This is a genomic window from Dyadobacter fermentans DSM 18053, assembly GCF_000023125.1.
In the GTDB taxonomy this organism is placed as follows: domain Bacteria; phylum Bacteroidota; class Bacteroidia; order Cytophagales; family Spirosomataceae; genus Dyadobacter; species Dyadobacter fermentans.
On the sequence record NC_013037.1, the window covers coordinates 5,421,883 to 5,434,741 of the forward strand.

The window sequence follows — 12,859 nt, forward strand, 5'->3', positions numbered from 1 at the left end:
TATCACATGCCTGACGGCATTTGTTAGAATGGTCCTGAATATGGTTTTCTACCAGTATCACATGCCTGACGGCATTTGTTAGAATGGTCCTGAACATGGTTTTCTACCAGTATTACATGCCTGACGGCATTGTTAGAATGGTCCTGAATTGTTTTTCTACCAATATTACATGCCTGACGGCATTTAGTTAGAATGGTCCTCAATATGGTTTTCTACCAGTATCACATGCCTGACGGCATTTGTTAGAATGGTCCTGAATTGGTTTTCTATCAATGTTACATGCCTGACGGCATTTGGTAGAATGGTCCTGAATTGGTTTTCTACCAATATTACATGCCTGACGGCATTTGGTAGAATGGTCCTGAATTGATTTTCTACCAATATTACATGCCTGACGGCATTTGGTAGAATGGTCCTGAATTGGTTTTCTACATGCCTGACGGCATTTGTTAGAATGGTCCTGAATTGATTTTCTACCAATATTACATGCCTGACGGCATTTAGTAGAATAGTCCTGAATATGGTTTTCTACCAATATTACATGCCCGGCCGCATTTGGTAGAATGTTGTCTATTCGTATCTATTAATGTGGAATGCTCAGCAGTGCTGTCTTCGTACATCAATAGCAGCATTGCAATCGCGTAGCGATGTAACATTGGTAGCAATAAGAAAATAGCCGACGTATTTTAATTCCGTAGGAATGTAACAACAAATCGAACGCAACCGACATTCTGTGATGCAATATCGTTCGCACGGTACTAACCGGCCGGAAGCCTGCGAATAGTCTGTGCGAAGGTGGACCTTCTACCTCAGCAGCGTCAATTCTGATAAAATGCCTGGTTCTCCTTTGTCACAATATCAATCGGCATGAAATGCGTTTTTTCAACCGGCGCGCCGAGGACGAGCGTCTGGTAGAGCGCCATGAGCCCGCGGTAGCCTTGTTCTTCGGGTTTGTGGCAGATCAGGAAGTCGATGAGCTCCTTGTTCAGGTAGGTGATGTTTTCTTTTAAATAATCATAACCAATGAGCGAAATGTCGGAGCGTTGGGTCTTTTCAAGGAATGCCGCCACAGAGAAAACGCGGGAATTGGTCACGAAAATGGCTTCAATGTCGCCGTGCTCGTGCAATGCGCGTGTAAGGTCGCGGGTAACGGACAGGCTGTCGGTATCCTTAATATCAATGCGGATGATCTCGATCGGCAGGTTATGGTCCTTAAAATAGGAGCGAAAGCCTTCTTCGATTTGCAGGTAATTGTAGCTGTCGGATTCCTTCGAAATGTTCACCACGGCTACCTTATGTTTTTCTTTCAAACGATAGGTAGAAAGCTTGGCACCCACATAGCCGCTCTGGAACAAATGCGGACCGATGTAGCAGAGATTGTCCTCGTCGGGCACGTCGGAGTCGATGAACACAAACGGTATTTTTTTCTCCCGGCAGGAACGGATAAACTTCCGGGACTCTTCAATGAACGAAGGGGCCAGCAGCACGCCTTTGAAATGGCCATCGAGAATGGCGGCCGCCTGCTCATTGAATGACGCAGGATCATTCAGATCGAAGTAAAAAGTGGTAACCTGAATGCCATATTTCTTGATCTCCGAATCGGCCCGGGTAATGCCTTTCATAGGCGCCTCCCAGAAATCGGTTTCCTCGGAAACGCGCGGAATGAGCACGGCCAGCGAGATGATTTTCTTCGAAGCGAGGCGGCTGGCGAGGATATTGGGCTGATAATCCAGCTCCTTGATAATGTCGTTGATCTTCTTCTTGGTCTTTTCCGAAACGCCCGAGCGGTTATGCAACACACGGTCGACGGTCGCGATGGAGACGTTGGCACGGCGGGCGATTTCCTTCACGCCGTAGTAGGTATTTTCTTTTTCCATCCGGAAAAGGGAGGTTATGATATCAGTAGCAAATTGTACGATCGGAACAAGGCCGCCTGTAAAACCACGAATAAAAGGGTTTTAGAATTTATTTAACGGTTTTTGTCCAAATTTTTGGCAAATACAATCACACATCCAATATTTGTATATATAATCTATTAATTAAATATAGTAAAAGAGTCGGTTATGGCGCTCAATTACATGGCATTGGCCGTTCCACTGTTCCTTTTGCTCATCGGGATCGAATATTGGGTGTCGAAGCGCCTTGGGCGGCAGCTGTTCAATTTCAACAGCTCTATTGCCAACATGAATGTCGGTGTTTTAGAGCGGCTGATCGACATGTTCACGGCCGGTTCGTTCTTCTTTTTTTATGACTATATCCAAAAAAATTACGGCCTGTTTGAAATCCGGCCGACGTTGCTCGTCTGGATCGCATTGATCCTCGCCACAGACTTCGTTTGGTATTGGTACCACCGGGCGGGGCACAAAATCAACCTGTTTTGGGGCTTTCACGTGGTGCACCACACGAGCGAAGAGTTCAATTACACGGCCGGAACGCGCATCACCATTTTTCAGGCGGTCGTTCGCACGGCATTCTGGTCGGTGCTGCCGCTAATTGGCTTCCCGGCGCCGATGATCACTACCATGCTCATCGTCCACGGCCTTTACCCGTTTTTTACGCACACCCAGGTCATCGGCAAGCTCGGCATTCTGGAATACATATTGGTGACACCCTCGCACCACCGCGTGCACCATGCGAGCAACGAGGCCTACCTCGACAAGAATTTCGGCGACATGTTTATCATTTGGGATAAGCTTTTCGGCACATTCGAGGAGGAAAAAGAACAGCCCGTTTTCGGCCTCACCAAGCAGCTCGACAGTTACAGTTTTCTCTGGCAGCATTTCCATTTCCTCGTCGAAATATGGTATGCCGCGCAGCAGAAAAAGGGCATTGTCGCTAAGCTGAAAGTTATTTTCGGCAGTCCGTCCGACTTCGATCCGGCCGTCCGCAGGATTGTTGAAAAGCGCTTTTTATCCAAAAACAAGGTACGCGTACGCTCGCAGAAATTCCGGCGCTACGTGCTCGTGCAGTTTGCCATCACGGTGATCACGCTGTTTTTCCTGTTGCTATTCGAGCACCACGAAGAAACGTTCTTGCAAGTAATGATGGCGCTCGTCATTTTCGTGACGCTCATCAACTGCGGCGCCATTCTCGAACAGCGGCGCTGGGTTTTCTATCTGGAATTCGCCCGCGGCGCATTGATCTTTATCACCGCCTACCATTACTTCCCGCATCCGACGGTGCTCTTTCTCATTTGGGCGGTGCTCATCGGTGGCGTGCTTTACTTTTCGGCTTTGCAAAAACAATATCTACAATCGATCTACGGGCGATAAGTAAAATCGCGAGCCTTGTATTTTTTACATAACAAGTAGCAGTAATCCTTAAAAATCGCCCGATTTGTGCAGAATAAATTAACACAGGTTGCTTGTTGCTGATTCTGTATTTTACTTTGCCTATATATTTAATAGGATTTATAGTTTTATATCAAAGCACATTTACAACCACCATTTCCCCGCTGCCACGCCCCAGCCCATTTACTAATCGCTATGTTCCAAAATCTATCCAAAAGCTCTCTGTTGAGCAGAGGCCGGCTACTTGTGGCTTTGCTGCTCTTCGGCCTCAGCGCCGCCGCCCAGAACATCACCGTGAAGGGCACCGTTACGTCCACAACTGACAACGGCTCGCTGCCGGGTGTCAATATTGTGGTCAAAAACACACTCATCGGGACTTCCACCGATGTCGATGGTAAATTCGAGATCGATGCACCGTCCGACGGCACCCTTGTTTTCTCCGGGATCGGGTACGTTACCCAGGAGGTTTCGGTGAATGGCCGTGCTACGATCGACATTAAACTCGCTGCCGACACGAAGCTGCTCGAAGAAGTGGTCGTGGTCGGTTATGGCACGCAGAAACGCAATGCGCTCACCAACTCGGTTTCGCAGATCAGCGGCGAAGCGATTACCAAACGGCCGGTATCAAATATCCAGCAGTCGATGCAAGGGCTCATGCCGGGGGTAACCGTGCTCGATGCGGGCGGCTCGCCGGGTAAATCCAATACCAACATCCGCGTGCGCGGGATCACCACATTCAACATTAACGGCAGCAGCACCAGCGGCTATGATCTGGGTAAAAACGACGCATTGGTGATCGTTGACGGCATCGAGCAGCGCCTGAGCGACATTAACCCGGACGATATCGAGTCGATTTCCGTGTTGAAAGATGCCTCTTCGACGGCCATTTACGGTTCGCGCGCAACGAACGGGGTAGTGCTTGTTACCACCAAGCGCGCGAAAGGCGGCAAAGTGCAGGTGGATTACCACGGCTATTATGCCATTCAAAAATCGAACAATGTGCCCAAAATGATGGGAATCGAGGCTTACATGCGCGAGCAGGTGGCCGCATACACGAATGCAGGCCTGGCCGTGCCGGCGCGTTTTACGGAAGAATCCATTCAGGCGTACGTGAATGCGACCGACCGGGAAAAATACCCGATGCCGAACACCTGGTTTGAGACCATGCTCCGCTCGGCGCCCCAGCAGAACCACACCATTTCGGTAGCCGGCGGCACGGACGTGATCCGCACGCGACTCAGCGCCCGTTTCCAGGACCAGCAGGGTGTGATTGCGGGTTATTCCAACAAAATCGGCGAATTTCGGTTGAATACCGATTATAATGTCTCGAAACGCATTCGCGTGAGCGGCGACATCAACTACCGCTATGCCCGCGCATTGAACCCGACCGTCAACAACAACCCGAATAACCCAACGCCGCTGAACAACTTCTTCCATGGTACACTGTGGGCAGTTCCCAAATACCCGGATGGTACTTACGGACTGAGTACGCAGGGTAATAACCCACTGATGTTTAACGAAATAGGCGGCCAGTCCCGGCAGGTGACGGATTATCTGGCGGGTTATCTCAAAGCGGAGTTCGACATTGCAGAAGGGCTGACTTTCTCGACCCAGATCGCAGGCCGGGGCACATTTGTGAACCAGAAAAACTATACGAATTCCTACACCAACACCGACAAAAACACGAATGTTACCAAAACGGTGGCCATTAACTCGCTCACCGAAGTGCGCAACACGCTGCGCGAATACACGATCAACAACCTGCTTAACTATGAAAAAAGCTTCGGCAATCATGGTTTGAAGGCATTGGTGGGCTATTCGCAGATCGGCAACACGCAGACTTTCCTGTCAGCCTACCGCGAGCGGTTCTATAACAATGATATCGGCTCGATTGGCCAGGGCGCGAATGATGGCACGAAGAGCAACACCGGCAACGATGCGGAATATGGCCTGCGCTCCTATTTCGGCCGGGTAAATTATGATTACAAAGAGAAATACCTCTTCGAAGCGAATGGCCGCTATGACGGTTCTTCGAAGTTCACCGGGCCGAAACAATACAGTTTTTTTCCCTCATTCTCAGCCGGATGGCGCATTTCGAAGGAAAGCTTCTGGCAGGGAATGGAAAAGTCGGTCAACGACCTGAAACTACGCGGCTCGTGGGGGATCACGGGTAACCAGTCGGTGGACCTGTACAGCTACTACTCCGCATTGACGGCCCTCGGGTACAGCTTCGGCGGCACGCCGGTGCAGGGTTACCGCCCCACCACATTGGCCAACACGGGACTCGGCTGGGAATCTACCACGCAGCTCGACCTCGGTATCGACGCCGCGTTCCTCAACAAGCGCCTCACGTTTACCGCCGATTACTACCGCAAACTCACCGACGACATTCTCCTGAACCTCGACATTCCGGCCACGATCGGTCTGAAAGCGCCGCCGCAGAATGCAGGATCGGTCGAAAACAAAGGATGGGAGTTCAGCCTCAATTATCGCAGCGCATCCAGCTCATCGGGCTTCCGGTACACTTTGGGTGGAAATTTGAGTATTAATGAAAACAAAGTAACCGACCTGAAAGGCACTGGTCCGTACATCACGGGTTCCGACATCGACCCGCGCTACATTATCGCCAAAGGCCTGCCGATCAACACGCTTTGGGGTTATCAAACGGACGGCTTGTTCCAGACCGAGCAGGAAATCGCTGAATACAAAGCCACTTACGCCGCCAACACCAAGCCCGGCGACGTGAAATATGTGGATCGGAATGGTGACGGCAAAATCAACGCCGACGATATGACCGTGATTGGTAACTCGTTCCCGAAATACACATTCGGGGTGAATGGTGATTTTGCTTACAAAGGCTTCGAACTGAGTATCTTATTCCAGGGAGCGGCGAAAGTGGATGCCCGCCTGGCCGGTGCATTAGCGGAAATGGGTAACCAGGAAGGCTTCACCCACGAGATTTATACCAATAATTACTGGACGCCGGAAAATACCGGTGCGCGTTTCCCGCGCCCGACCAAATTCGACCTTCGCAACGTCGCCACTTCCGACCGTTTGGTAATTGATGGCTCTTATTTGCGCCTCAAAAACGTTCAGCTCGCCTATAACATTCCGTCCGAAATGGTGAGCAAACTGCGCGTGAGCCGCATCCGGGTTTACACCTCGGCTACCAACCTGCTCACTTTCTCGAAGCTGAACGAATGGAACCTCGACCCGGAAGTGCCATCCGGCCGCGCCGTGTATTTCCCGCAAACAGCCTTGTACACATTCGGCTTGAACCTCTCATTCTGACCGCATTGATTTTATGAAAACAAATACATTTAAACATACCATTATCGCCGGAATCGCCGCCCTCACGCTCGGTCTGGCCTCCTGCGACTCGGGCCTGCTCGAAACCGTTCCGAACGACCGTCTTTCCGAAGACTTATTCTGGAAAACCGAAAACGACGCCAAACTGGCCGTTAACTCACTCTACACGGACCTCGACAGCACCACCGCCGTCACATTCGACGGCATTACCGACCTGGCGCATACCAACCAGAGCTTCAACGTGGCCGCTTACATTGAAGCCGGCAGTTACGATGCGACGAGCTCGGTGATTTATGACGAATGGCGGCGCGCATACCGCGGCATTCGCGGTGTGAATTACTTCCTGGAAAATGTGGATAAGGTGCCGAGCACCAACACTGCGCTGCTCAACCAGCTGAAAGGCGAAGCAAAAGCATTGCGCGCTTACCATTATCTGAAACTGGCTGGCTTGTTCGGTTCGGTCCCGTTGGTGACCGCGTCGATCAGCATTGATGAAGGCCGTTCGCTCACCAGTACGCCAGTGGAAGAGATCTGGAATTTTGTCGAAAAAGAACTGACCGAAGCCGCTGCCTTGCTGCCGTCCACTTACGGCGCTGCCGACAAGGGCCGCTTCACGAAAGGCGCTGCGCTGGGCCTGCTCGCCCGGGCGGATTTGTACGCAGGCCGTTACCAAAAGGCAGCCGATGCAGCCGACCAGGTGATCAAATCGGGTGTGTATGGCTTGTATGAATCCTACGAAAAGCTGTACAGTTACGCCGCGGAAAATAACAAGGAAGTGCTGCTGGATAAACAGTATCTGAAAGACATTGCCCAAAACAACGTCTTCAACCTGCTGGCGCCGTACAGTCAGAAGAATGCGCAAAGCACTTATGTTCCTACAAAAGCATTGGTGGATAGCTACGAAACTCTGGAAGGAAAGAAAATCTCCGATCCGGCGAGCGGCTACGATCCAGCAAAGCCTTATGCGAACCGCGATCCGCGGTTGAAATTCTCGATCTTCCTCGAAGGCGACGCATTACCAAGCGGCATTACATTCCAGCCCCGCCCGACGAGCGGCACCGCCGACGCGATCGGCAGCACGTACATTGCTTCCACGACCGGTTTTAATATCAAAAAGTACATCAATAATGAAGATTTCGCGAACCCGACCAACAGCGGGATCAATATCATCCTGCTGCGTTACGCGGAAGTACTGCTGACTTACGCGGAAGCGAAAATCGAGCTGGGCCAGACCGATGCGACCGTGCTGGCTGCCATTAACCAGGTACGAAATGGCCGTACCGACGTGAAGCAGCCTTCGGTAACCGCTGCCACGCAAGCCGCATTGCGTGACATCGTACGCCGCGAACGGACGGTAGAGCTGGCATTTGAAGGCCAAAGGATATTTGATATCCGCCGCTGGAAAACTGCTGAGCAGGTTTTACAAGGTCCGGTGTTCGGCATCACTTACCCGGATGCGTCGGGCAAGCTGGTAACGGTGCAGGCTGCTTCTTCCAACCGCGTGTTCGATGCGAGCCGCCATTACCTGTGGCCCATTCCGCAGAAGGAGCGCGATTTGAACCCGAATCTGAAACAAAATCCGAACTGGTAATTAAATTTGACCAATGGCGCCAGACGAAAGCCTGGCGCCAGCTATCTGCCGGCATCCGGCAAAGGTAGCATTTACCTAAAACCACCTTAAAAACATGCTTCGAATACTCTCTCTGCTGCTGGTATCCGCTGGCCTATGCCTGCTGATGGCCTTCAGACCTGAAAAGCCAGCCGCAAAAACACCCAACATCGTTCTCTTTTTCATCGACGACCTCGGCTACGGCGACCTTTCCGTGTACGGCGCATTGGGCTACAAAACGCCTAACCTCGATAAAATGGCCCAGGAAGGCACGCGTTTTACCAACTTCATGGCCGCACAGGCCGTGTGCAGCGCGTCGCGTGCGGCATTGTTGACGGGTTGTTATCCCAACCGTCTGGGCATTTCGGGGGCATTCGGGCCAAATGCTGGGGTAGGCCTCAACCCTAAGGAAGAAACCATCGCCGAATTGGTGAAAGCGCAGGGTTATGCCACCGGTATTTTCGGCAAATGGCACCTCGGCAGCGACCAGGAATTTTTGCCTTTGCAGCAGGGCTTTGATGAATATTACGGCGTGCCTTACTCGCACGACATGTGGCCGCTGCACCCATGGCAGGAACGCGCCAAATATCCGCCGCTGCATTGGATTGAAGGAAATAAGCCGGTGAAGGAGATCAAAAACCTCGAAGACGCCAGCGAACTGACGCCCGTAATTACCGAAAAAGCCATTTCATTTATCAAAAGGAATAAAAACAAGCCTTTCTTCCTATATGTACCGCACCCGCTGCCGCACGTGCCATTGGCTGCTTCGGCAAAATTCCGCGGCAAAAGCGAGCGAGGCATTTTCGGAGATGTGATGATGGAACTCGACTGGTCGGTAGGGGAGATCATGAAAGAGCTGAAAGCGCAGGGGCTGGATAACAACACGCTCGTGATTTTCACCTCCGACAATGGCCCCTGGCTCAACTACGGCGACCACGCCGGCTCGGCAGGTGGCTTCCGCGAAGGCAAAGGAACCTCATTCGAAGGCGGCCAGCGCGAGCCGTGCATTATACGCTGGCCGGGTGTTGTCCCCGCCGGAAGGGTTTCCAATAAGCTCCTCTCCACCCTCGACGTCCTCCCGACCATCGCCAAACTGACCAATGCGAAATTACCCAAGGAAAAAATCGACGGCCTCGATTTCAGCGCATTGCTCAAAGGCGACGACACCCAGACGCCGCGCGAAAGTTTCTTGTATTATTACCGCAAAAACAACCTGGAAGCCGTCCGCAAGGGCAACTGGAAGCTCGTCTTCGCCCACCCGGGCCGCACTTACGAAGGCTCCCTCCCTGGCAAAAACGGCCAACCCGGCCCTTCGCCAGAGGATCATCAATTCCCAAAAGCACTCTACAACCTCGCCCGCGACCCATCTGAGCGCTACGACGTGCTGGAACAGAACCCGGAAATCGTAGCCGAACTGGAAAAAATCGCGGACGCCGCACGTGAAGATATGGGTGATGATTTGCAGAACAAGACCGGGAAGAACGTTCGGGAGATCGGACGTGCCGGTAGAAAATAAGAGATGGTGTTTCTGAGCAGCGATGACCACATTGCTGCTCAGAAAATTTGTAACCCTCGGGGTGGCACGCTATCTTTATGATAAGACTTTCAACCACAAAGGATTAAGGCTGCTTTGGGAAAAGGACGATACATTGAAGTTGTCTCCCGGGCAAGTCGAAAAGCGAAGGCGTATACTTGCGGTTTTGAATACCGCCAAAAGTCTTGACCCGATCAGAGCAATCCCGGGATACAAGCTGCATGCGCTGTCGGGTAAAATGGATGGGTTTTGGTCTGTCTGGGTTACCGGTAATTACCGGGTATTGTTCAGGTTTGAGAAAGGTGATGTCTTCAATGTTGACTATGTCGATTATCATTAAGCGTTATGGAAAGCGAAATGAAGCCGGTACACCCCGGCGCGGTATTGCGAGAGGATATTCTGAAGGAAATGAAAATTTCGGTGACGCGTGCTGCAAAAGAATTGAGTGTAAGCCGCAAGCAGTTGTCGGAGGTGGTGAATGAAACCGCTGCTATTTCGGCTGAAATGGCTGTCAGATTGGAAAGCGGGTTCGGCGTTAGTGCGGAATTTTGGCTAGATATGGAGAAGAAGTATGATATCTGGCGAATTAAAAGCAGCGGCCGCGTTCAGAATGTGCATCGTATTACGGCAGGTCCTATTATTTAAGCAAAAAAATAAATGTAGATCGTACATTTCATTTGCTTCTTCAAACATTTTAAATTTACTTTGTCTATCAAACAAGTAGATTATATCGAGCTTTCGATTCGCGATATTCAGAAACGTATCTGCTTTCCGATACCCTAAAAGACGGCCCTGGCGCGACTTGCCGGAATTTTCGGTGGTTGTCAATTCATGCCAGTCGACCGGGCTGTCGTAGGGTATCGGGACAAAGATACACCCGCCACGCCAAATCCAAGTAACCCCGGGCCTGCAATGTCTTTCTGAAATGTATTAATCTACTCCACAATGAGAAAATATTTGTTGCTAATACCCCTACTGACTTCCTCATTCCTTACTCAACGCGCCGACGCGCAGGCCCCAAAGCCGCAACGCCCGAATATCGTATTTATCCTGGCCGACGACCTTGGTTACGGCGACGTCGGTTTTAACGGACAGAAGCTCATCAAAACGCCCAATATCGATAAACTGGCGAAGGAGGGAATGATCTTTAACCAATTTTACGCCGGTACATCGGTGTGTGCGCCTTCGCGGTCGTCGCTGCTGACGGGGCAGCATACCGGCCATACGTATATCCGCGGCAATAAGGGTGTGGAGCCGGAAGGCCAGCAGCCTATTGCCGACTCGGTGACGACGCTGGCGGAGGTGCTCAAAAAATCGGGGTACGTGACGGCGGCATTTGGCAAGTGGGGGCTGGGGCCGGTTGGCTCGGAAGGCGATCCCAATAAGCAGGGCTTCGATCGTTTTTATGGTTACAACTGCCAAAGCCTCGCGCACCGCTATTATCCGGAACACCTTTGGGATAATAGCAAAAAAATACTGTTGGAAGGCAACAAAGGCCTTATTCATAACAAGGAATACGCGCCCGACCTGATCCAGAAAAAGGCGCTCAGCTTTGTGAATGCGCAGGATGGCAAGCAGCCTTTCTTCCTGTTTTTGCCCTACATTTTACCCCACGCCGAGCTGGTGGTGCCGGACGACAGCCTTTTCAGATATTATAAAGGTAAGTTCGAAGAAAAGCCGCACAAGGGCGCCGACTATGGCCCGGGTGCTAACGGCGGCGGCTATGCATCACAGGACTTTCCGCACGCGACTTTCGCGGCGATGGTGGCGCGCCTGGACCTTTATGTAGGCCAGGTAATGAATGCATTGAAGAAAAAAGGCCTTGACAAAAATACGCTGGTGATCTTCACGAGCGACAACGGCCCGCACGTCGAAGGAGGTGCCGATCCGAGATTTTTCAACAGCGGCGCCGGTTTCCGCGGCGTGAAGCGCGATTTGTACGAAGGCGGCATTCGCGAGCCATTCGCAGCCCGCTGGCCGGCCGCGATCAAGCCGGGTTCGAAAAGCGATTACATTGGCGCATTCTGGGATATTCTGCCCACTTTCGCCGAGCTGGCCAACGCGCCGGCCCCGCGTAACATCGACGGTATTTCATTTACCGATGCATTGAAAGGCAAGGCGATTCAGAAAAAGCACGATTACCTCTATTGGGAATTTCATGAGCAAGGCGGCCGCCAGGCGGTTCGCCAGGGTAACTGGAAGGCCGTCCGCCTGAAAGCCGCCGGAAATCCCGATGCATTGGTAGAGCTCTACGATCTTTCAAAAGACCCGCAGGAAAAGAATAACCTCACCCCACAGTTCCCCGAAAAAGCCAAGGAACTCGGCCAGATCATGAACCGCGCGCACGTTTCATCCGCGATTTTCCCGTTTGGCAGTCTGGCGACGAATTAAGGTAGGCGTATAACAGAAAAGCCCTGACCATTTCGACAATGATCAGGGCTTTCGATTTGTAAATCCATCAAATCAACCCCAACCCCGCAGCTAACTTAATCAGTGAAGCGGTATTCGATACTTCGAACTTGATCAGTAAATTCTGCCGATGGCTATTTACCGTCGTCACGCTGATAAATAGTTGTTCGGCGATTTGGGGGTTGGTGAGGCCTTCGGCGATTAGTACCAAAACTTCCTTTTCGCGGCGGGTGAGGAATGGCACCGTTTTCGGAGCGGTGGCGGGCGTTACCTGATCGAATTGCACGTTCATGAAATAACCCCCGGCTTGCACCTGGGCGATGGCTTCGAGGATGTCCTCCTTGCCGGAGCTTTTGATGAGGTAGCCCGAAGCGCCGTTCTGGATCATGCGCGATACGTAAGCGCGTTCGTTGAAGGTGCTCAATGCGAGTGTTTTCACCTCAGGAAACTGGTCTTTGACCTTTTTGCAAAGATCAATGCCGCTGATGTCGGGCAGGTTGATGTCCAGGAATGCGATGTCGACTTCGTTGCCTTTCAGGAATGCAATGGCTTCGATCGCATTGGTAGCCGTGCCTACGACCTGCACGCCCTCCGCGTCGGCAAGCAGCGATTTAAGTCCTTCCAAAACCAGCGGGTGATCGTCTACGATGAGGATTCTGACACTCATAAGTTCTTTTTTATAGAGATTAAAGCCATTGCTGGCATTGG

Annotated in this window: 9 protein-coding genes; 7 read left to right on the plus strand and 2 right to left on the minus strand. The window is 51.6% G+C overall.

Going from position 1 to position 12,859, the window contains the following annotated elements; all coding sequences use genetic code 11:
* Positions 1-818: 818 nt before the first annotated feature.
* Positions 819-1,877: a LacI family DNA-binding transcriptional regulator gene (locus tag DFER_RS22385; RefSeq protein WP_015813936.1), complete on the minus strand. Its 1,059-nt coding sequence runs from the start codon at positions 1,875-1,877 to the stop codon at positions 819-821.
* Positions 1,878-2,063: 186 nt separating this feature from the next.
* On the opposite strand from DFER_RS22385, the gene DFER_RS22390 reads away from it, so the two are divergent.
* The 7 genes from DFER_RS22390 to DFER_RS22420 all read left to right on the plus strand — a co-directional run bounded on the left by DFER_RS22390 (position 2,064) and on the right by DFER_RS22420 (position 12,133).
* The gene (locus tag DFER_RS22390; protein WP_015813937.1) at positions 2,064-3,272 is read left to right on the plus strand and encodes a sterol desaturase family protein; all 1,209 of its coding nucleotides are present in this window, start codon (positions 2,064-2,066) and stop codon (positions 3,270-3,272) included.
* A gap of 213 nt (positions 3,273-3,485) precedes the next feature.
* The gene (locus tag DFER_RS22395; protein ID WP_015813938.1) at positions 3,486-6,581 is read left to right on the plus strand and encodes a SusC/RagA family TonB-linked outer membrane protein; all 3,096 of its coding nucleotides are present in this window, start codon (positions 3,486-3,488) and stop codon (positions 6,579-6,581) included.
* A 13-nt stretch (positions 6,582-6,594) separates the two neighbouring features.
* Positions 6,595-8,190 carry a RagB/SusD family nutrient uptake outer membrane protein gene (locus DFER_RS22400; RefSeq protein WP_015813939.1) on the plus strand — a complete coding sequence of 532 codons (1,596 nt, stop codon included), beginning with the start codon at positions 6,595-6,597 and terminating at the stop codon, positions 8,188-8,190.
* A gap of 94 nt (positions 8,191-8,284) precedes the next feature.
* On the plus strand, positions 8,285-9,724 hold the full coding sequence (locus DFER_RS22405) for a sulfatase family protein (RefSeq protein ID WP_143828782.1): 1,440 nt from the start codon (positions 8,285-8,287) through the stop codon (positions 9,722-9,724).
* Between the two features lie 22 nt (positions 9,725-9,746).
* A complete protein-coding gene (locus DFER_RS22410) occupies positions 9,747-10,082 on the plus strand; it encodes a type II toxin-antitoxin system RelE/ParE family toxin (RefSeq protein ID WP_015813941.1) in 336 nt (111 codons plus the stop codon).
* 5 nt (positions 10,083-10,087) lie between these two features.
* Positions 10,088-10,387 (plus strand): HigA family addiction module antitoxin, encoded by a 300-nt coding sequence (locus tag DFER_RS22415; protein WP_015813942.1) that lies wholly within the window; start codon positions 10,088-10,090, stop codon positions 10,385-10,387.
* A gap of 300 nt (positions 10,388-10,687) precedes the next feature.
* A complete protein-coding gene (locus tag DFER_RS22420) occupies positions 10,688-12,133 on the plus strand; it encodes an arylsulfatase (RefSeq protein WP_015813943.1) in 1,446 nt (481 codons plus the stop codon).
* A 67-nt stretch (positions 12,134-12,200) separates the two neighbouring features.
* Here the strand turns inward: DFER_RS22420 and DFER_RS22425 are convergent, their stop codons facing one another.
* Entirely contained in the window at positions 12,201-12,818 is a 618-nt protein-coding gene (locus DFER_RS22425; protein ID WP_015813944.1) for a response regulator, read from the minus strand.
* Positions 12,819-12,859 lie beyond the last annotated feature (41 nt).

Coding starts and splice junctions, on each gene's coding strand:
- DFER_RS22385 (WP_015813936.1), bottom strand. CDS start 1,877: ATGGAAAAAGAAAATACCTACTACGGCGTGAAGGAAATCGCCCGCCGT.
- DFER_RS22425 (WP_015813944.1), bottom strand. CDS start 12,818: ATGAGTGTCAGAATCCTCATCGTAGACGATCACCCGCTGGTTTTGGAA.
- DFER_RS22410 (WP_015813941.1), top strand. CDS start 9,747: ATGACCACATTGCTGCTCAGAAAATTTGTAACCCTCGGGGTGGCACGC.
- DFER_RS22415 (WP_015813942.1), top strand. CDS start 10,088: ATGGAAAGCGAAATGAAGCCGGTACACCCCGGCGCGGTATTGCGAGAG.
- DFER_RS22420 (WP_015813943.1), top strand. CDS start 10,688: ATGAGAAAATATTTGTTGCTAATACCCCTACTGACTTCCTCATTCCTT.
- DFER_RS22390 (WP_015813937.1), top strand. CDS start 2,064: ATGGCGCTCAATTACATGGCATTGGCCGTTCCACTGTTCCTTTTGCTC.
- DFER_RS22400 (WP_015813939.1), top strand. CDS start 6,595: ATGAAAACAAATACATTTAAACATACCATTATCGCCGGAATCGCCGCC.
- DFER_RS22405 (WP_143828782.1), top strand. CDS start 8,285: ATGCTTCGAATACTCTCTCTGCTGCTGGTATCCGCTGGCCTATGCCTG.
- DFER_RS22395 (WP_015813938.1), top strand. CDS start 3,486: ATGTTCCAAAATCTATCCAAAAGCTCTCTGTTGAGCAGAGGCCGGCTA.